The 18155-nt window shown below is 47.3% G+C and carries 22 protein-coding genes, 1 tRNA gene and 1 riboswitch; of the genes, 13 read left to right on the top strand and 10 right to left on the bottom strand.

Annotation, left to right across the window (positions count from 1 at the left end):
* Positions 1 to 61 precede the first annotated feature (61 nt).
* Positions 62 to 236, bottom strand: a riboswitch (M-box (ykoK) riboswitch).
* Positions 237 to 339: 103 nt separating this feature from the next.
* The 4 genes from CUJ83_RS10480 to CUJ83_RS10465 are packed head-to-tail and all read right to left on the bottom strand — an operon-like array spanning position 340 to position 3300.
* The gene (locus CUJ83_RS10480; RefSeq protein WP_230742260.1) at positions 340 to 1500 is read right to left on the bottom strand and encodes an energy-coupling factor ABC transporter ATP-binding protein; all 1161 of its coding nucleotides are present in this window, start codon (positions 1498 to 1500) and stop codon (positions 340 to 342) included.
* 32 nt (positions 1501 to 1532) lie between these two features.
* On the bottom strand, positions 1533 to 2303 hold the full coding sequence (gene cbiQ, locus CUJ83_RS10475) for a cobalt ECF transporter T component CbiQ (protein ID WP_230742259.1): 771 nt from the start codon (positions 2301 to 2303) through the stop codon (positions 1533 to 1535).
* A 14-nt stretch (positions 2304 to 2317) separates the two neighbouring features.
* A complete protein-coding gene (locus CUJ83_RS10470) occupies positions 2318 to 2611 on the bottom strand; it encodes an energy-coupling factor ABC transporter substrate-binding protein (RefSeq protein ID WP_230742258.1) in 294 nt (97 codons plus the stop codon).
* Positions 2608 to 3300 carry an energy-coupling factor ABC transporter permease gene (locus CUJ83_RS10465; protein ID WP_369424164.1) on the bottom strand — a complete coding sequence of 231 codons (693 nt, stop codon included), beginning with the start codon at positions 3298 to 3300 and terminating at the stop codon, positions 2608 to 2610. Before CUJ83_RS10465 ends, CUJ83_RS10470 begins: the two co-directional genes overlap by 4 nt.
* Positions 3301 to 3501: 201 nt before the next feature.
* Here CUJ83_RS10465 and CUJ83_RS10460 point away from each other — a divergent pair, with 201 nt between their 5' ends.
* Genes CUJ83_RS10460 through CUJ83_RS10425 form a run of 8 tightly spaced genes read left to right on the top strand, consistent with a single transcriptional unit; the run spans position 3502 to position 9160 of the window.
* Entirely contained in the window at positions 3502 to 4026 is a 525-nt protein-coding gene (locus tag CUJ83_RS10460) for a bifunctional cobalt-precorrin-7 (C(5))-methyltransferase/cobalt-precorrin-6B (C(15))-methyltransferase (RefSeq protein ID WP_230742256.1), read from the top strand.
* Entirely contained in the window at positions 4026 to 4631 is a 606-nt protein-coding gene (locus CUJ83_RS10455) for a cobalt-factor II C(20)-methyltransferase (protein ID WP_230742255.1), read from the top strand. Before CUJ83_RS10460 ends, CUJ83_RS10455 begins: the two co-directional genes overlap by 1 nt.
* A gap of 1 nt (position 4632) precedes the next feature.
* A complete protein-coding gene (cobM, locus tag CUJ83_RS10450) occupies positions 4633 to 5346 on the top strand; it encodes a precorrin-4 C(11)-methyltransferase (protein WP_230742254.1) in 714 nt (237 codons plus the stop codon).
* Positions 5343 to 6215 carry a cobalt-precorrin 5A hydrolase gene (gene cbiG, locus CUJ83_RS10445; protein ID WP_230742253.1) on the top strand — a complete coding sequence of 291 codons (873 nt, stop codon included), beginning with the start codon at positions 5343 to 5345 and terminating at the stop codon, positions 6213 to 6215. The genes cobM and cbiG overlap by 4 nt, the downstream gene beginning before the upstream one ends.
* Complete coding sequence (gene cobJ, locus CUJ83_RS10440) at positions 6184 to 6972, top strand: precorrin-3B C(17)-methyltransferase (RefSeq protein ID WP_230742252.1); 789 nt, start codon at positions 6184 to 6186, stop codon at positions 6970 to 6972. Before cbiG ends, cobJ begins: the two co-directional genes overlap by 32 nt.
* Entirely contained in the window at positions 6920 to 7606 is a 687-nt protein-coding gene (locus CUJ83_RS10435; RefSeq protein WP_230742251.1) for a precorrin-8X methylmutase, read from the top strand. Before cobJ ends, CUJ83_RS10435 begins: the two co-directional genes overlap by 53 nt.
* Positions 7578 to 8585 (top strand): cobalt-precorrin-5B (C(1))-methyltransferase, encoded by a 1008-nt coding sequence (locus tag CUJ83_RS10430; protein ID WP_230742250.1) that lies wholly within the window; start codon positions 7578 to 7580, stop codon positions 8583 to 8585. Before CUJ83_RS10435 ends, CUJ83_RS10430 begins: the two co-directional genes overlap by 29 nt.
* The gene (locus CUJ83_RS10425; protein ID WP_230742249.1) at positions 8582 to 9160 is read left to right on the top strand and encodes a cobalt-precorrin-7 (C(5))-methyltransferase; all 579 of its coding nucleotides are present in this window, start codon (positions 8582 to 8584) and stop codon (positions 9158 to 9160) included. Before CUJ83_RS10430 ends, CUJ83_RS10425 begins: the two co-directional genes overlap by 4 nt.
* 61 nt (positions 9161 to 9221) lie before the next feature.
* Here CUJ83_RS10425 and CUJ83_RS10420 read toward each other — a convergent pair whose 3' ends face one another.
* On the bottom strand, positions 9222 to 10124 hold the full coding sequence (locus CUJ83_RS10420; protein ID WP_230742248.1) for an Lrp/AsnC family transcriptional regulator: 903 nt from the start codon (positions 10122 to 10124) through the stop codon (positions 9222 to 9224).
* A gap of 170 nt (positions 10125 to 10294) precedes the next feature.
* Here CUJ83_RS10420 and CUJ83_RS10415 point away from each other — a divergent pair, with 170 nt between their 5' ends.
* Positions 10295 to 10942 (top strand): DUF2225 domain-containing protein, encoded by a 648-nt coding sequence (locus tag CUJ83_RS10415; protein WP_230742247.1) that lies wholly within the window; start codon positions 10295 to 10297, stop codon positions 10940 to 10942.
* A 37-nt stretch (positions 10943 to 10979) separates the two neighbouring features.
* Here the strand turns inward: CUJ83_RS10415 and CUJ83_RS10410 are convergent, their stop codons facing one another.
* Both CUJ83_RS10410 and CUJ83_RS10405 read right to left on the bottom strand, forming a co-directional pair.
* Complete coding sequence (locus CUJ83_RS10410) at positions 10980 to 11300, bottom strand: hypothetical protein (protein WP_230742246.1); 321 nt, start codon at positions 11298 to 11300, stop codon at positions 10980 to 10982.
* Between the two features lie 30 nt (positions 11301 to 11330).
* Positions 11331 to 12293 (bottom strand): hypothetical protein, encoded by a 963-nt coding sequence (locus tag CUJ83_RS10405; protein WP_230742245.1) that lies wholly within the window; start codon positions 12291 to 12293, stop codon positions 11331 to 11333.
* Between the two features lie 484 nt (positions 12294 to 12777).
* Here CUJ83_RS10405 and CUJ83_RS10400 point away from each other — a divergent pair.
* Positions 12778 to 12849 (top strand) — tRNA-Arg (locus tag CUJ83_RS10400).
* 62 nt (positions 12850 to 12911) lie between these two features.
* On the opposite strand, the gene CUJ83_RS10395 is transcribed toward CUJ83_RS10400, so the two are convergent.
* Positions 12912 to 13907, bottom strand: a complete 996-nt coding sequence (locus tag CUJ83_RS10395) for a methyltransferase (RefSeq protein ID WP_230742244.1) — start codon at positions 13905 to 13907, stop codon at positions 12912 to 12914.
* Between the two features lie 451 nt (positions 13908 to 14358).
* Here CUJ83_RS10395 and CUJ83_RS10390 point away from each other — a divergent pair, with 451 nt between their 5' ends.
* Together CUJ83_RS10390 and CUJ83_RS10385 are read left to right on the top strand one after the other, a co-directional pair.
* The gene (locus CUJ83_RS10390) at positions 14359 to 14781 is read left to right on the top strand and encodes a hypothetical protein (protein WP_230742243.1); all 423 of its coding nucleotides are present in this window, start codon (positions 14359 to 14361) and stop codon (positions 14779 to 14781) included.
* Positions 14782 to 15064: 283 nt separating this feature from the next.
* Entirely contained in the window at positions 15065 to 15730 is a 666-nt protein-coding gene (locus CUJ83_RS10385) for a flavodoxin family protein (protein ID WP_230742242.1), read from the top strand.
* Between the two features lie 241 nt (positions 15731 to 15971).
* On the opposite strand, the gene CUJ83_RS10380 is transcribed toward CUJ83_RS10385, so the two are convergent.
* Positions 15972 to 16529, bottom strand: a complete 558-nt coding sequence (locus tag CUJ83_RS10380) for a S26 family signal peptidase (protein WP_230742241.1) — start codon at positions 16527 to 16529, stop codon at positions 15972 to 15974.
* A gap of 464 nt (positions 16530 to 16993) precedes the next feature.
* On the opposite strand from CUJ83_RS10380, the gene CUJ83_RS10375 reads away from it, so the two are divergent.
* Positions 16994 to 17680, top strand: a complete 687-nt coding sequence (locus CUJ83_RS10375; RefSeq protein WP_230742240.1) for a hypothetical protein — start codon at positions 16994 to 16996, stop codon at positions 17678 to 17680.
* Positions 17681 to 17881: 201 nt separating this feature from the next.
* Here CUJ83_RS10375 and CUJ83_RS10370 read toward each other — a convergent pair whose 3' ends face one another.
* On the bottom strand, positions 17882 to 18121 hold the full coding sequence (locus tag CUJ83_RS10370) for a hypothetical protein (protein ID WP_230742239.1): 240 nt from the start codon (positions 18119 to 18121) through the stop codon (positions 17882 to 17884).
* Between the last annotated feature and the right edge of the window lie 34 nt (positions 18122 to 18155).

Genomic DNA, 18155 nt, shown 5'->3' with positions numbered 1-18155 from the left:
TGATGGGACCAAAAATAAAAACACTGCCGGGGAGGACTTTTCCGGTCGTAGTGAAACGATCTTGACTCCCTCCTTGTTTAGCTTTGGCACCGCATAACGTAGATAAGCAGTATGCTTATCAGCTGCATCAGGCACGGCCTTAATCCGACCGGGCCGGCTTTACCCGTTGGCATCTCTCGATGTTTCCGGACAGCAGCCTGTGTTTAAAGGGGTAACCTCACCTAACGAGGTGTTCTTATTTTAAAGGATATCGTTATGTATGATCTAATTAATAATTAATAGTTTTCTAACCATAATATGATCCGGACTTCAACCACCGGCGACACACTTAATGCTAGATCATACATGTTGTCTGCGACTAATATCATCCGGGGGTATGATCTGTATATCGCTGCAATAGTTCATCATGAACCTGTCTATCCTGCTCTTAACAAGGCCTTTGACCGATGATTCGGTCAATAACAGGTAGTCTTCCCCGACACTGGCCTTTATCAGGCCCTGGTCTATGGCATAAAAATAATGATGGATATCCAGTCCCATCGACCTTGACGTTCTTTTTGCATTAACTCCGAATACGCCCATGTTGTGTTTTTTAAAAGCCTTGATAATGCTGGCGTCAAAGCCGGGATCGTCAACATATGCTATATAAAAATTTCCCGGCGCTATGTTTTCGGACTTAAAAAATTTTTGACAGCATTCCGGCAAAGACTGAGGCCTCGGCAACTCATGCTCTCCCGTACGGATATGCATTTGCCTGTTAAGCTTATAGATCGTCGGGTATTTTAGCCTGCTTCGATGAAGCAGTTCTTCCCGCTCCAGCAGGCCGTCAATATCACCGTTATACAGGACGCCGCCCTCGTACATCAGTATCACATCGTCTGCCCACTCGTATGCCATCTCGACATCATGAGTGCATATGACTATCGTCTTTCCTTTATGGTTCAATTCTTCCGAGAGTTCCATCATCTCATGTACCATCTGAGCGTCAAGGCCTGCTGTAGGCTCGTCCATCATCAGCACTTCGGGGTTCATGGCCAGAGCGCCGGCAAGCGCCACTCGTTTCCTCTGCCCGAAAGAAAGCTGCTGTGTTGGCCTTTCCCGGTATTTTATCAAATCGACCGTTTCCAGCGCCTCATAGACACGCATTTCGATCTCATCTCTGGATAATCCGAGGTTCAATGGACCGAATGCCACGTCCTCTTCCACCGTTGCGGCGAATATCTGGTCGTCAGGGTTCTGGAACATCAGACAAACATTCTGTCGTAAAGATGTCAGGCCCTTACGATCATATCTTAATGGCTCGCGCCTGAAAGACACGCTGCCCTTCTTCGGCTTCAGGACGCCGTTGTAATGCAGCATCAGCGTGCTTTTTCCCGATCCGTTGGGGCCTAGTATCACGGTCTTTTTACCTTCAGGAATTCCCGAGGATACTTCTTTGAGCACGTCTTCTCCGTTCTCGTAGGAAAAGGCCACGTTTTTTGTTTCAAGGATGGAAGACATCAAAATACCTCATGATTTTTCTTTAAACCCGCTCACCGAATGTTTCCTATCAGATAAACGGAAGCAAATACTGCCAGTGACAAAAATATCCAGACCGTTGTTATTCTTTTTGGCTCTCTGAAAACAGGGAAAGACCCGGTAAAGTTACGGCTCTGCAGGGCGTTCTGTGACCTTTCGGCAAACTCTAAAGAGCGTATGAAAAGGTTGGCAGTGAGCGTTCCGGTGGTCCTCATGTAGTTCCACCATCCCGAAAACCCCAAACGGCATCCGGCAGCGTTGACCATCTGTTCGGACTGCTCGAGTATCATGAACGAGTAGCGGTAAACGAGCACCGTGATCTCGGCGATGTAATCCGGAAGCCCCATCTTCTTCAGAGAGTTGAATATGTGCGGTATGGGCGTGGAGGAGGCAAAAAATAGCACCACGAACAGCCCGGCGAAGGACCTTAAAAACACAAGGGCTGCAAGGTCCAGGCCTTCTTGTGAGATATTAATGACAATGAATGGCAGCGATATGCTGAATACGGGGGATCCTGCCTGTGTCGCTGCGATTATTATCACCCCGACCGCGTTAAAGGCCATTACCGCCGCGATCAATAAAAGTATGAAAGAAGGCAGGTTCCCCTTAACGGAGTATAAAAAAAGAAAAAGGCCGACTCCCAGTACAATAGCGGGCCCGTACAGATTATAGGAGGATAACGAGCCCACCAGCAGGCAGACACTTAATAGTAGCTTTCCTGCCGGCGGCCAGTATAGCGCCCTGCTATTATATGCGAGAGAGTCAATCCCTGTTACATGTCCCATTTATGATCATCTGTTCATTGCGCAGAACTGCCTCTGAGGTAACCGATGACGTATCCTATGATTATAGCTCCTATGGCCGCCTGTAAGGCGAACAGCATCGATTCTGTCTCTCCGGGCGGTTCCCAGAATGAATTGAACCACGGCTCATATCCGGGAGACATCTCCACTATGACCTCTCCTGCCCCATCATCAGCTCCTCCGAATTCGGCTCCCGGGCTGATGATGAACGGTACTGTAAATAATATGATAAGAGCTATGATGCCAAGTAAATATAGTCCAAGTTTGCTTTTTTTAGCCTCGCCGCTCACTGCGCCACCCCCGGTGTCTCGGAAGAAGCCTTTCCGATCTTCTCCTTGAGGATCTCGCGTATCATCTTCGGGCGGTTGGACAGGAGGAAGTCGAAGAATATCGCCATGATGATGCCTTCGCCGATAGCCAGCGGCACCTGAGTGACAGCGAACACTGTCGCGAAAGCGGTGAATGACGATATGATGTCAGCGCCCGGATATGCCAGAGCGAGCTGTATTGATGTCACCAGATAAGTGACCCAGTCTGCAAGCACGGCAGCGACAAACACGCTGGGGATCATGCCCGCCTTAAAGCTCCTCATTCCCTTGAAAGCTAGCCAGCCGATGAGAGGTCCGGCGATGCCCATGGAGAACACGTTGGCGCCGAGAGTGGTTATGCCGCCGTGCGCTAAGAGTATTGCCTGGAATATAAGCACTATCGTGGCCATGACCGATGTGATGGCAGGCCCGAACAGTACCGAAGAGACTCCGGTCCCGGTCGGTTGCGACGATGAGCCGGTGACTGACGGTAATTTTAACGATGACAGTACGAAAATGAACGCTCCGCTGACGGCCAGTATCATTTTTTGTTCCGGATGCTCCCTGAATAGCTTTTTTATCTCCATTATGCCGTAAAGCACGAACGGGATAGAGACGACATACCACATTATCGCCCATAATAAGGGCAAGAACCCCTCCATTATATGCAGATTTCATACCTCCAATTAAAGTAAAGTTTAGTTAAGTAAAATTTTGTTAAGTATTGTCCCATATCATTCTTAAATTTTTTGCTCTTACACAAATTTTTTGGAGTATATTAAAAAAATGTTGTATCGACAGCTATATAATGGCCTGATGAATTAATTAAACTAAAGTTTAATCAAAACAAAATAATTTGATAAAGTGATCCCATGAAACTAAAGGGCGGACCTACTCAAGACGAAATAATGGCCATATCGCTGTATAAACTAGGGCTTAAGAAAGGCGACGTTTTTGCCGATATAGGATGCGGCACGGGAAAAGTATCGATAGATGCTTCAAAGCTCGCGAATAAGGTATACGCTATAGACCGCAGGGACGAGGCTATAGAGTATGCTAAAACGCTGGCCGCATCTTCCGGCGCTGCCGGGATCGAGTTCCTGAAGGGAAACGCTCTGGAATTCCTGGGGCCTATAGAGTGTCTGGACTGCGCTTTTGTGGGCGGTTCGAAAGACCTTGAAAAAGTACTGGAGCTTCTTTCGGCTAAAGTAAAAGGCAACATAGTCGTCAACGCAGTCATGCCGGATACCCTTAAGACTGCGGTGGATACGATGCGGAGGCTGGGCATATTCAAAGAGGCGATCAACGTACAGGTCTCGAGGTCATATGATATTGCGGGAGGCTTCATGTTCAAGCCCATAGACCCCGTCTACATCATAGTAGGAGGAAGACGATAATGCTGATAGGACTTGGCCTCGGCCCGGGAAACCCCGAGTTGCTGACGCTGCGCGCTGTCAGGCTGCTGAAGGATGCGGATAAGGTGTTCGTCCCCGGCAAGATGGCCTATGATCTTGTCTCGCCCTATTGCGAGGCGGAGATACTTGATTTCCCGATGACATCGGACGAGGACCGTATCAGGAAATGCATGGAAGAGAATCTTGAAAAGATAACTCCTGTCGGTCGAAATGGCCTGGCTGTCCTTGGGATGATAGGAGACCCTAATTTCTATTCGACCTTCTGGAGGCTTTGCGCGGTCATGAAGGATTCATACCCCGACATTGAATACAGGACCGAGCCCGGCATCAGTTCCATAACGGCATTCGCTTCGATAGCCGGGGTGTCGGTATCAGGAGGATTCATCGTGACCGATGGCGGCGACCCTGACTCGAAGATCATACTGAAGGTCCGTAAGCCTGCGGAGACCGCGGCAATACTGAGAGAGGAAGGATTCAAGGAGTTCATGCTTGTCGAAAGGATATTCATGGACGGCCAGAAGGTCTACTCCGGGGACAAACTGCCGGAGTCGAGCGATTATTTCAGCATTATGTACGCGAGGCGTTAAAATGGAAAAGATATATTTCGTAGGCGCAGGTCCGGGCGACCCCGGGCTTATCACGGTCAAAGGAATGGAACTCCTAAAGAGCGCGGATGTCCTCATATATGCGGGCTCCCTGGTGAACCCGGAGCTCGTGAACATGTCACCGGCGCCGTTAAAGATGGACAGCTGGGGAATGAGCCTTGAAGAGCTGGTATCGGCCATGGAGTCTAATGCAAGGGCGGGAAAGCTAGTGATCAGGCTGCACAGCGGAGACCCGTCGCTATACGGAGCCATAGTAGAGCAGATAGCCGAACTCAAGCGTAAGGACATTGAGGTGGAAGTCGTTCCGGGTGTGTCTTCGATGTTCGCCGCCGCGTCCGCACTGCAAACGCAGCTCACTCTCAGGGGAGTTTCTGAGTCTGTCATTATCACAAGGCCGGCAGGCGCTACTTTAAAAGAAGATAACATAAGAGAATTTTCCAGATGCGGAAAGACAATGGTCATTTTTCTGGGCACGGAGAAGATGGAAGACGTAATGAGTAAGCTGGAATGCCCGAAGGAAACTCCCGTCGCCGTAGTATATCATGCTTCATGGCCTGACCAAAAAATTGTGAAGGGCACAGTGGCCGACATTTGCAGGAAGTCTAAAGAGGCGGGTATAGAGCGTACGGCTTTGATAATCATCGGCGGGATAGTGGACCCGTCGGGCAGTTATGAAAGGTCGCTGCTATACTCATGAGCGATACGGTCGTCATATCACTGGAAAGGTTCGCCGGTAACGCGGAAAAGATCGTAAAGTTCCTGGAAGCCGACTATATTGAATATTCTCCGGAAGCTTTCTGCAGGGCGTTCGAGAAGTATACGGGCATCGTAGCGTTGATGTCAGCCGGAATAGCGGTAAGAAAGATAGCGCCGCTGCTGAAGGATAAATGGGTCGACCCCGCGGTAGTCGTGGTAAGTCCGGACATGAGGTTTTCCGTGCCCGTATCGGGCGGTCATCATGGCGCGAACGACCTGGCTAAAAAGCTTTCAGGAATGGGTATCTGTCCGGTGATAACTACAGCGACCGAGACCGCGGGAAAAAGTTCTGTAGAAGGTATTGCTTCCGCACACGAATATGAGGTACTTAACAAGGATTCCACGAGATACGTCAACGCCTCTATACTGGACTCGGACGTTCCGGTGCATATGATCAACAGTCCCGGCATCGTCATGGCAGGCCCGGGCGTCTCCATACTCGTAAAAAAAGGAGAGTATGTGATCGGTGTCGGATGCAGAAAAGGTGTTTCGCCGGAAGAGGTAGTATCGTCTATCAGGAATGGCCTGGAAGATGCGGGAATATGTGAGGACGAAGTACTGGCCTACGCGACGACCGTGAAGAAACGATATGAGAAAGGCCTGCTCGAAGCTATGGAAATCCTGTCAGGGAACCTTGTGTTCCTGGATGATAATACCATCAACATGCAAAACGTAAAGAGTGCCTCAAAAGCTACAAGACTGGGGCTTTTAGGGGTCGCAGAGCCATGTGCTCTGGCACTGTCGAAAAAGAAGGACCTGATAATGGAGAAAAAAGCATATGGAAAAGTCACCATCGCTATCGCAAGATAAAGGGAGACTGTATATAGTCGGCACCGGGCCGGGCGATATAGATCATATGACCCCGGCAGCCATCGGAGCGATAAAAGAGTCCGATTATGTCATAGGTAATTCGCTATACATTGAGATGCTGGAACCTTTGCTGGAAGGCAAGGAGGTCATTAAAAGTACGATGGGAGAGGAGATAGACAGGGCAAAAAAGGCCGCAGAGCTGTCAAAGTCGGCAGTCGTATCAATCGTGAGCGGCGGAGATCCCGGCGTCTACGGAATGGCAGGCATCGTGCTGGAGATGCTTGAAAGGACCGGTTATGAGGCAAACGTGGAGGTCATACCGGGCGTGACCGCGGCCACGGCCGCTGCTTCCTTACTAGGATCGCCGCTTTCCGGGGACCATGTAACTATCAGCCTCTCAAACCTGCTGACGCCATGGGAAGTCATAGAGAAAAGGCTGGAACTGGCATTCTCCATGGGAGTCCCCGTAGCTATCTATAACCCGAAGAGCAGGGGAAGGCCGCATAATTTCGGCATTGCCATGGATATCGCACTGAAAAAATTAAGCCCGGACACGCCGGTGGGCATCGTCAAGGATGCTTACAGGGACGGAGAGCAGTTGATCATCACAAAGCTTGGCGATATAAGCATGGACGATGAAGCCGTGGACATGCATTCCATCGTCATAGTCGGAGGAGAAGAGAGCAGGATATGGAGGTCGGTAAATGCCGAGAGGATCATCACACCGAGAGGATACCACAGAAAATACATATATTGACCCGGGGGCCGTGACCGGGGAGGCTTACGAAATATCTTGCAAGAGCAGGACGCTCGCCAGGAGCATAGTCGGGAACTCGGGGGCGGAAGACCGCATAAGGCAGCGTTGTTCAGTGGCTGTCGGAGATTTTGCGATGGCCGGTCTGTTAAGGTTCAATAACGATCCGGTGAACGCCGGGATTGAGGCACTGGAAAAGAAAGCGCCGATATACACCGACATCAGGATGGTGCAAGCAGGTATCCTGAAAAAGCTGCACGACAGCGAGATAAGGTGCGTGCTCGACTTTGGCGGGGAGCTTGCCGCGGAAAGAGACATCACCAGGACATCAGCAGGCTTCATATCGCTGGGGAATAAGATAGAAGGCTCTATCGTGGTCATTGGGAACGCCCCCTCATCCCTGTTGACTGTCTGCGATATGATAAGCCGTGGGATCAGGCCTGCGCTTGTGATCGGGCATCCTGTCGGGTTCGTGAACGCTGCTGAATCAAAAGAGATACTGCGCTCGATCGACGTACCATCAGTATCCACAGAGGGCACTAGAGGTGGCACTCCTGTAGCTGTGGCATCGATCAATGAGATAATAGTCATGTACCATGAGGCATGCAATGGTAAGAGACCCTGTGACGGACTTTGAGTACCCTGATGTATGGGTATGTGCCTGTAAATGCCCCGAACTCATGGACGATGTCAAGACGGGCCTCTGCGTCCTCACATCTTCCGGTGACGTACTGAGAAGAGGATACAGTACAGGCGCTACGGCTGCGGCGGCCTGTAAGGCAGCCGTGATGTCATTAAAGTCAGAAAATGCTTCGGTGGACGTCGATCTTCCGGGCGGGCGGAGAATAAGCGTCAAGGTAAATGCGAATAAGGGATGTGCTTCGGCATACAAATATTCCGGTGACTACAAAGGCGATGTGACTTCAGGTGCGGAGTTTCGGGCTGTCGCCAGATTTTCGAAAAGAGGGATAACCCTCAACGCGGGAAAAGGGATAGGACGATTTTCTAGAGATACTCCCAGATATGCCAGAGGAACGCCGGCCATAAGCACGGCAGCGATGGAGTATATCATGAAGGCAATAGAGGATGCCGTTAATGAAATTGGCGCAAATGGCGTCGAAGTGTATCTGTTCATTCCATCTGGAGAAGAGATAGCGACCAAGACCCTTAACTATAAGCTCGGAATTTTGGGAGGCATATCAGTGGCGGGCACCACCGGACTTGTCGAGCCCTGGGACGACCACGCTGAGGAGTCAATAGCAGAAAGGCTAAAAGGCCACGATAAGGTGGTCATTACTACAGGCAGGACCGGGCTTAGAGCCTCCAGAAGAATATTCCCGGAACATGAAGCCGTGCTGGTGGGCACCAGGATAAAACATGCCCTGGAATGCGCGGAAGGCGAAATAATACTATGCGGGCTTCCTGCGTTGATCTTAAAGTTCATAAATCCCCGGATCCTGGATGAGAACGGTTTCAATACCGTGGAGGAGATGAGCACGTCCCCTGAATGGCATTTCATAATAGATGAAAATCTGAGATCATTCAAGATGAGAATACCGTCCGTCAGGACCGTCCTGATCGACCGCGACTGTAAAGTGATAGGTGACAGCGGATGAAGATCGTCGGGGTGGGCTGCGGGCCGGGAATGCTGACGATGGCCGCTCTCTGCGAGATAAGGTGCGCTAAAACAATATACGGATCGGGCAGAGCGATAGAACTTATCAAAGACTATATACCGGAATACTGCGACGTTCACGAGATAGAGGACTATGGGAATTTAAAGGAAATATCCGATGACTCGATACTGCTTTCCACCGGAGACCCGATGCTGGCAGGCCTTGGATCCCTCAATGGCGAGGTCGTTCCGGGGATATCATCCATGCAGGTCGCTTTTGCGCGTCTTAAGATAAGGATGACAGATTCTATTATCATCAACGCCCATGGAAAAGACCATGTAAAGGCAATAAATGATACGATAGAAGAGCTGGGCAGGGGTAGGAACGTATTCTTGATAGCTGATCCGGGTTTTAATGTTAAAATGATCGCTAATAGCCTGATAAAATACTATCCTGATGTCAGCATATCGGTCTGCGAAGAACTTGGATATGATACGGAAAGAATAACGACAGGGACGCCGCACTCGCCTCCTGAAAACAGGTCGGATCTTTTTGCGATCGTGATCAGAAAATAGAAATAAAGATCAGCACCCCGCACTATTCGTTTTTTATGAGGGTAAAACAGGCTCAGGTATTCTATACGTTCTCTTTATTGAACACGGCTTCGATGACCTTTCGCCTTATTAAAACGTCATTGGTGATGACGCGTGTGGGAACTGTATAGGTCACATCTTTTACGCTACTTATGCCTTTAACTATGGCGATGTCCTCTTCGATGCCGCTGATGCTTTCCCGGTACAGGTCGACGATAACGCCTTCGGGAGAATCGAGCCTCAGCGAGTACCAGTAGTTGTTAAGGCTTGGGATGACATCCGCGTAAGCGTCCTTTCCGGCGCCGTTGAATAAAATATTAAAGCGATACGAGATAAGGCCCTCGAACAGCCTGGGCTGTACGACCACGGTAGAGCAGACTATGCCTCCGGTGATCATTCTTTCCAGCCGCCTTTGTATGGTGCGGACATTTATGCCCATGTCCCTCGACATCTTATCCTCGGATGCCCTTGGGTCATCCAGTAAGTATTCTATTATGCGCCAGTCCTGGCCTGTGAGGTTCAAAGAAGAGATCGACGGCTCCCTTGGCCTTAAAACGCTGAGGACCTTCGAAGGGCTTATCTTTGCCCTTACAGCGTCTACCTGCGCCCGGAGGTCTTTTTCATCACCGTAGAGAATAGATACGGAGTAATACCTTCCGGCGCATTCCATCATGGTGGAGACGCGGTCCATCCGGCGTAAAGCGCGTATATCTTTTTGCTTGCATGAAGGGCGGTATGCTTCGGCGTTTATGATGGCTGTCCTGAAGCCAAACATCAATGGATTTACGTTGAGCCTGTATTCGCTTATCACTCCGACGTCACGCATCCTGAATATCCGGTTGATGGCGACCTCGGGCGCGATTCCAAGCTCGCTGCCTATTTTTTCATAAGATATCCTTGAGTCCCTGCATAATAGCCGCAATATCTTAAAATCCTGCTCATCCACTGCTTTGCACCGTAATCTTATGCTTTTTTACTTAATATTATAAAAAGTATTCCATTGGTAATGAATATTCATGTTAATATTTAACGATTAATAAAAAACACTTGATGGGCCGGGTATGGCGTATATAGTGTCAATATATTTTTAACCATTAGAAAAGATATATAGCGGATATGACCACCTTACAGTCTTACAGGTTAACGTGCCCCCTTTGCGGAAATATGTTCGAGACAGAATTGATCACGTCCACCAACTCATTCGGCAGGTTCCACTCCGATTTTTATAGAGAGGCGAGCGGGAAACAGCCTATCTGTTACTTTGTACATACGTGCACGAACTGTGGCTATACAGGATACGACGGCGATTTTCAGCCGCAGGACTTTTCGACTGAGTTCAGGCACCTGGTAAGCGAGAATATCACTCCCGAGGTCAAGGATAAGAAGATCAATATCCATGGTAATTTTTATCTTGCGGCGCTTTGCGCCGAATGGCGCGGTGCGTCGCCTCAGTCTTTAGGCCGCATATACCATATGGGAGCCTGGTGCGAAAGGGTAAGAGGCGAGAAGGAAAAGGAAAAATTCTTCCTGGGCAAAGCTGCCGAATATTTTGAGAAAGCCCTTGATGCAAAAGAGCCTTCAAAGGAGAGCAGAGCGATATTCGTCTATCTTATTGGCGATATTCACAGGAGGCTCGGAAACCTGGAGAAGGCGAACCAGTGGTACGCGAAAGTGGAACAGACAGTCAAAGAATATGGCGGGGACGATAAGATCGTTGAATACGCAAAGCGCCAGATTTCAGAGCCTGTAGACATATTTTCATAATATAAAAAAAATGAACGGGGAAGAAAATCCTTCCCCGTCATTCTGCGCCGGGCGTCGGCAGCCCTATATCGTCAAAAAACTCATCATCCTCACCCGGGCTTATATCTGCCAGAGATGGATCATAATAAGCCGGATATGTGCCTGTTTCCTGTACCGGTTCTACTGTTGGTCCTACTACAGGGTTGCCGGATGCCTGAGGTGTCGCTGATGGGACGGGATCGTTATTTTCAGGCTCAGGAGTCACCGTTGGTGCCGCAGGGGTCGAAGCCGGAGCGTCATCATTGTTTTTTACCCCTGCACAGCCCAGTGTAAAAAATACTGCGAAAACCAGTAATACTGCCATTATCTTTTTCTTCATCGCTTATACCTCAAAAAAGGAGTAGGGGAATTACTCCTGCCGGCAGTTACCGTTCATACCCTGGATTATTGACCTGATGAGCCCGGATGCATCTTTTAGGTTATTCCATATTTGCTCTTTCTGGGCATCAGTGTAGGGGCTTGTACCTACCTCGTTCAGGGTGTTTTCTGCTGCAGAAAGCTTAGCGTTGACCTCGGCTATCTCGTCCCCGTAGCCTGCCTGAGTTGCGTTATCCGCTATGGCCGATGTTATCGCTTTTAAGGCTTCCAGGTCGATCTTCGCCGCATAGTGGAAGCTGTACTGTGCGCCATTGAACATGCATCTGGTCCTGAGCTCATTCTTTACGGCATTGCCGTCACCCGAGCTTACCGCATTCTGAAGAGGTGTGATCACGTTCGATATAGCGCCCGACTTCACGCACATCATTCCGTTCGTGTCTACGCCCTTTTCGTTGAGCTTTGACATGCGCTCGTCGGTCTTCGCCATCACATCATTATAGTAGCCTAGCTTTATGTTACCAAGCTGAAGTTTCGCACTATTGACCTGAGCCTCAAACTCGGCTTTATGCTCCACATACCTGTCCCTCAGCTCTTGAATGGTATCGCGTGTGACGTTCCAGTCCTTGAAGTTCTTCCTGGCATCTTTCAACGCGTCATTTGCCGCATTAAGGTCGGGACGGACTGTGTCCTGTAAGTAGCCGTTAAAGCCCCCCTTATCCGAGGCCTCGACGTATGTATAAAGAGTGCTGAGGTCGGAATTGAGCCGGTCTATGTGCTCGTTAAGACCGGCCGCCTGCGGTACCAGTTCCACTACATCTCCCATGACAGCCGTATTAAAATTTACCGTGGCGCTTACCTGATCATATCTTGCCTGTAGTATCTGCTGTTCGTACGGGTTTTCGGCGGCACATGCCGTAGCGGCGAACATCGCGGTCGCGGCGGCGGCCACGAAAAGAATGGCCATCGCGAACCTTATTCCAGTTTTCTTTATCATTCATCTCACCTTTCGAATTTTAAATTCATATTATCATCATAGAAGGCGTTATGAGGCTGATCGGAAGGTGACCGCGGCGGCAGCAATTTAATTATTAGAGCGGGCTTTATGTGAAAGTATCTTGCTGCCCGCCGCCCTCTGAGGAGGATGTTTGTCACCATGCGCTATTACCCCTGGCGCCGTGCTACAAGAAGCAGAAAGGTAAGTGAGTATAAAAAAATACTTGCCTCTGATGAAATTTTAAAGCTTTATATTAACTTATATTACTTTTTATGGCTTTAATTTGGTAACATATTCTTTAATAAATGCGAAATTTGTTTTATAAACCATTTAAAACATAATATATTTCTTCTTCTTATTGGACACGAAAAAAAACATTATTTGTTTTGGCAATAATTTGCTCTTCATGTCCGATAAGTTTATGTAATGAAAGGTATACTATGAGGGCTGTACGTTAAAAACGTATTTTCATTGTACATCGGAAGCCCCGATAGGGTAGTGGATATCCTTGGAGCCTGCGGAGCTCTAGACCTGGGTTCAAGTCCCAGTCGGGGCGCTTTTCATATCTCATCCGCAACAATGCAATTAATGTTCGCACGTTTTCTTGGCAAGGCCCCATCATGGTTTTTCAGCCTGTAATATCAGAATACCCTCTGCTGAGTATAGTTTTTTTATAGTAGCGAATCCTGCCCCCTTTAGCGCATCCATTATTTGCACGGATGAAAAGCTGTCCTTGCCTCGCCTTGAAAATCTTTCGAGAGCGACGAGCGATGACCAGTCATCAGCCAGGTCAGAAACATAGTTCCTGAGGACTATAAGGCCGCCCTTTTCAAGAAGTTCATACGATAATGACATCAGATACTTGAAATCTTCCAGGGACGACGTCACATTAGATACTAGCACGACGTCATATTTTTCTGCCGTTTTAAGATCGTGATAATCACCCGGTATCGCTTCCACCTGCCCCTCGGCGTTAAATTTTGCTATGTAGTTTTTTGTCAGTTCGGCCACCTGTGGCAGGTCCAGTACATACGACCTCAATCCCGGGTATTTTTTCGTAAAAAATATGCTGTATAGGCCGTGGCCTCCGCCTATGTCCAGCATCTTTTTGCGGCCTGACAGGTCGACTACGCTGACGGTAGACTGTACCCCGCCAGTTAAAGACATCGACGCGATCCATTCTAAAAGTTCCGGAGACCAGAAATCATTGGTGATAGTAACAGTCGCCGGGCCTTCCCTGATATAATTTTGTAGCAGCGTCCCTGTCTCAATATCCTCGAATACCTTTGTACCGATATATGTGAGGCTATCGCTGTTCAGGTACTGGTCCGAAACAGGGGTATTTACATAAGCGATCTTATCGCCATCCTTGAGTATTTGGACGTATCCGAATTTGCCCAGGGCTTTCAGGAGGCGCTCCAAAAATCCAGGCTCGATGCCTGTCGCTTCCGATAGATCGCTCACTGTCTTAGGCGTATCCATATGGGAGTACAGGCCTGTTTCGACGGAAAGTTTTACGACTTCGAATAATTTTCTATATTTTAAAAGTTCTCTAATGTTTTCAGGCATCAGCTCTATATCCATTATTTTCACCGGATCCCGTATCTTAAGCATGGAAAAAAGTCAATCAACATATAATAAAATTAATTTCCTCAATGTTGTAATACATTTCGGAAAATAAAACACTATCACAATTGTCTGCCGGCCCTGAAAAGGCAATTCCTCAACACTTTTAAAATATAACCTGTATTTATCCTTTTACCGATTTTCGAAAATTTCTTTTTTATAAAAATACATAAGTCACAATTAGATGAGCAATAATATCCCGATTTATAATATATCTTTATTATTATAAAAATACGATGACTGCGAGCCCATTTTTACCAAATCGACTAACTTAACTGACATCTTATGTAAATGTTCGGAAGATTCCCCGACGAGGTAAATAATACATAGCAATTGACGGATTTTTTCGTGAACATCCCAGAGTAGTTTAATACGTCTGAGCAACCACTTATCTTCAGTAATCAATCTTTGACAAAAATCAAAGAAGGAGAGGGCTTTTATGCTAGAATCCACCACTGACGCTAAAAAGATCCTGACTTACAGGATACCGTGGGAAATCAGAAAACAGCTCGGCGACGATGCTATAGACCTGGAGTGCATCAAGATCGTCAGCTTTTCAGACAGACTAAACACGAGAGGAGTATACCTCTGCACAAAGAGTAATGAGGTACTTGAAGAAGTCGCACCGACACCTATGCAGGCATACGGGCTTGTTACTATAATGAATGGAAAATTCGTCCTCATACAGAGTAATGGCGAGACAACGCTTCATTTCTCAAACGCTAAAAATGAAGATGACGTCATTGATGAAGTTCATATGTTATCCGAGAGGGGCGGACTTGCAGATGGTATTTGCGCATATAAGTCCATGGTGTTGCAGGTTGAATTGCATAATGCCGAGCCTATGGCAGTGACGATGTAAAACAGGGAAGAAAATATGCTCTTATTTCATAAATAAGAGCATTCAAACATAAAATAAGGATCATTTAACCTCCCAATTTTCATAATTTTTTAACTTTCTTCGTTTTTGGAATTATCTTTAGCCCGATATCTTTCGCAGGAATGTACCTGTTCAACGTATCCCCATTTTGAAAACATGCAGGAGCCTGATTTTTTTGCCTGTATCAATCGTTTTTTACGCCTACGATGAAAAAATATTTTCATTACCATAAAATCTATGCCATGAAAAAGAAACCTCATAGATCATGAAAGTCATTGGCATCATAGCGAGCCCAAGGGGAAAGAACAGCTCAACGCTCCGCCTGCTCGAGGCCGCCATAGAAGGCGCGTACCAGGCCGGTGCAGAGGTAGAGATAGTCGATATCACTAAGTTCAGGATCAATTATTGTAAAGGATGCGGATCGTGCTACAGCAAAGGAGAATGCTCTCAGGAAGATGATTTCTCATACGTCATGGATAAGATCCTGGATTCGGACGGGATCATATTCGGCAGCCCTAACTATATTGACAGCGTGACCGCACAGATGAAAACGCTCATGGACAGGATGAGCGACGCAAAGCATTGCCAGCTGCTCGACGGTAAATATGGCCTCACAATATCCACCACCGGTGGAGGCGGGGAAGAGATGGTCATCAGGTATATGAATGATTTTCTTATAGGATGCGGGGCGACCGTGATCGGAGGCGTAGGAGCAGCAGTGGGACGCGATCCGCCATCGATCAATGCTGCCATGGAAAAAGCTTTTATGATGGGTAAGGATCTCGTGAGCGCCTTTAGCGAGAAAAGGGTATACCCTGAGCAGGAGGTCATACACAGGATCTTCAGAGAAAATTTCGGCCCGACCATACGCGTCAATAAGGAAAAATGGGCGCACGACTATCTGCACTGGGTACAAAAAGGATGGGTATAGTCGAAATACCCTTCCTGATCAATTGATCTTTTCGTATGATAAAAATGATCTATAGCGGTATGTCACGATAATTCATTGTTCTATGATGTGAATGGTACATTGTCATGATCTTTATCTCAAAGGCTTAACGTTCCCTAAGATCTCAAAGTTCCTCTAAAAAAAGGCGTTGAGCCTTCAAGAAGTCATTTGAGCCTTTGAGATGAAAGTGCATCACATCCGCGTACAACAGATCAGATCGCCATTACAATGATATCATGGACCTCAGGTATCCGAGATACGGGATCTTGAACCGGGCGATGCCAAGTATCCATTCTTCCCTCACCGGTTCTCCGTAGCAGATATTTGTCGCCTGGTCATATACGCCGTTGTTGTTATCTCCTCTCGTAATATAGCCTGATCCTTGCGCCGGCGGCAGGCCCGGATGATACGTCTCTGACTCGTTTACCCATTTTATTGCCCTATGAATGACAAGCGGCATCGAAGGATCCCCGTACGGCTTATACACTATCACGTCGCCGTAATCGCCATATGCCTTGTACCCGGTCGATAAGGATTCTTCGTATGTCATGACTCCCCCGCGATTCAGTCCCTGGATAAAGACCAGATCGCCGTTATCCATGTTAGGGAGCATGCTGATGCCATCGACGCTTACCATCGGAGGCCATATGCCCGCATAAATATACAACACTGCCCCTATGACCGCCACGACTGCCAGCGAAAATGCCAGGTCTTTTAAAAAATCGTACAGGCCCGGGTGTTTAGTAAAAAATCCTTTGATGGGTTCCGGGATCTTGACCATTAAATTACTCTCCGTTCCATTTAAATGGACTGGATAATACCACTTGTAGAGAAAAGTGGTAATGATTATAAATATTTTTTGCAGTGATGAGATATACTTGCCGGAGAACTTAAGGATTTATGAGATAGACCGCGAAGAAACAAAGTGTCAGCATGTTAAGCCGGGATTTACCAGAGCGTCTATGGCCAGGGTATATTTATCATATGTTACTTAAAGATTATTTTTCTCAGGCAATACACATTTTTTTAATTCTACAAAGAATCATATTTCGATATTTTAAAGAATCGATGCCCGATTTATACTGCATTGTATTTCTATCGTTAAATTAACTATAGAAATATTTATTTAATTTCGCACAATAGTCATATTTTCTTTATATTAACCGTGATAAATATGGAAAAATCAATTCGCAAAACGTCAATCCCAATGTTAATATTTTTATAATAAAAAAATTTAATTATATTATGATATTTATGAGCAATAAGGTCAAGATACAAAAAAAGGTCCGAATAGGAGGCACGATCGACAGCGACGTTGCAGACTGGCTGCTGAAGTCGAAAGGGAAAGAAAAGTTTTCCACACATCTGAACAACGTCCTGAGAAGCATTATGGAATTGGAGGCCGGACGTCCTGGAAAAGAGGTGTCAGTTGAAAGATTCAAGACCACACTCGATAATATAATGAACAGGATAAAATCCCTTCAAAGCCGTGTGGAAAGCCTGGAATCAAGCGTAGTGCCGAAAAAGCCCGAGGAGGAGGTCAAAGAGGCCGAAGTGAAGAGGCCCAGAGGCAGGCCAAAGAAGAAAGCGGCTAAAGCACGCGCAAAGCCTTTAAGGGAAATATCGAAAAAAGAGGAATATAATGCAAGGAACGACCTGAACTGGTATATTTCCCACGATAAATATAAGAAGATAAGGCCTGACGCTCTGATAAACGCGTTCGATCTTGTCAGGGAAAAGTTCGATACCGGAGAAGAGACCACGGTCGGATCGTTCAAGGAAGATTATGACCGTTCCAGAGTGGGTGTACCATACCCGACGTTCAGGTTATTCTACTTCCCGTTAATTCGCGATCGCATGGTGGAAAAGAAGCTTGTCGAAAAGGTAGAACACGCCGGAAAGAAGGGGGTATACAGAAAGGCATCCGCATAATCCGTACATTTGCCATTTTTACGATCATTTTTAAATGCCGGAAGGTTTCGACGATAAATATTCATGACCCTTCACTGAAAAATAAAGCGATCTCATGAGCCGTTCCGGCAAACATGATTTAATCCATAAAAATTCCATTCGTTTTTAGGTAGCCGGATCTATCCATTTCGAATATCCATTCTTGCTCCGGTTACGTGAAGTTCATTCCTCGGATTCTTCGTCATCGCCGCCGCTTATCCCCTCGCTTTCCATCTCTTCTGCGATATGGATAAGCATTTCGCCGAGCTCGCGGCAATATCTCGGGTTAAGCTTGAAGCGGCCGATCTTTCTTTCGTTCCTTACCTTTGCGATCTCGATAAACTCCTTCTCGTATTTGTCGACGTCGCTGCGGATGACCATTTTCCAGCCACCGCCCATGTTAATTTCTTTTTCTTCAACCAACGAAAAGCCTCCATATGGAATATACCATGGTAGT

Source organism: Methanooceanicella nereidis, assembly GCF_021023085.1.
Classification (GTDB): Archaea; Halobacteriota; Methanocellia; order Methanocellales; family Methanocellaceae; genus Methanooceanicella; species Methanooceanicella nereidis.
The sequence above is the reverse complement of the archived record's forward strand: the minus strand, read 5'-3'. Positions and strand labels throughout refer to the sequence as shown.

Coding starts and splice junctions, on each gene's coding strand:
- CUJ83_RS10390 (WP_230742243.1), top strand. CDS start 14,359: ATGCTAGAATCCACCACTGACGCTAAAAAGATCCTGACTTACAGGATA.
- CUJ83_RS10455 (WP_230742255.1), top strand. CDS start 4,026: ATGCTGATAGGACTTGGCCTCGGCCCGGGAAACCCCGAGTTGCTGACG.
- CUJ83_RS10405 (WP_230742245.1), bottom strand. CDS start 12,293: ATGATAAAGAAAACTGGAATAAGGTTCGCGATGGCCATTCTTTTCGTG.
- CUJ83_RS10375 (WP_230742240.1), top strand. CDS start 16,994: ATGATATTTATGAGCAATAAGGTCAAGATACAAAAAAAGGTCCGAATA.
- cobJ (WP_230742252.1), top strand. CDS start 6,184: ATGGAAAAGTCACCATCGCTATCGCAAGATAAAGGGAGACTGTATATA.
- CUJ83_RS10460 (WP_230742256.1), top strand. CDS start 3,502: ATGAAACTAAAGGGCGGACCTACTCAAGACGAAATAATGGCCATATCG.
- CUJ83_RS10395 (WP_230742244.1), bottom strand. CDS start 13,907: ATGCTTAAGATACGGGATCCGGTGAAAATAATGGATATAGAGCTGATG.
- CUJ83_RS10415 (WP_230742247.1), top strand. CDS start 10,295: ATGACCACCTTACAGTCTTACAGGTTAACGTGCCCCCTTTGCGGAAAT.
- CUJ83_RS10410 (WP_230742246.1), bottom strand. CDS start 11,300: ATGAAGAAAAAGATAATGGCAGTATTACTGGTTTTCGCAGTATTTTTT.
- CUJ83_RS10480 (WP_230742260.1), bottom strand. CDS start 1,500: ATGTCTTCCATCCTTGAAACAAAAAACGTGGCCTTTTCCTACGAGAAC.
- CUJ83_RS10385 (WP_230742242.1), top strand. CDS start 15,065: ATGAAAGTCATTGGCATCATAGCGAGCCCAAGGGGAAAGAACAGCTCA.
- cbiQ (WP_230742259.1), bottom strand. CDS start 2,303: ATGGGACATGTAACAGGGATTGACTCTCTCGCATATAATAGCAGGGCG.
- cobM (WP_230742254.1), top strand. CDS start 4,633: ATGGAAAAGATATATTTCGTAGGCGCAGGTCCGGGCGACCCCGGGCTT.
- cbiG (WP_230742253.1), top strand. CDS start 5,343: ATGAGCGATACGGTCGTCATATCACTGGAAAGGTTCGCCGGTAACGCG.
- CUJ83_RS10430 (WP_230742250.1), top strand. CDS start 7,578: ATGGTAAGAGACCCTGTGACGGACTTTGAGTACCCTGATGTATGGGTA.
- CUJ83_RS10435 (WP_230742251.1), top strand. CDS start 6,920: ATGCCGAGAGGATCATCACACCGAGAGGATACCACAGAAAATACATAT.
- CUJ83_RS10380 (WP_230742241.1), bottom strand. CDS start 16,529: ATGGTCAAGATCCCGGAACCCATCAAAGGATTTTTTACTAAACACCCG.
- CUJ83_RS10425 (WP_230742249.1), top strand. CDS start 8,582: ATGAAGATCGTCGGGGTGGGCTGCGGGCCGGGAATGCTGACGATGGCC.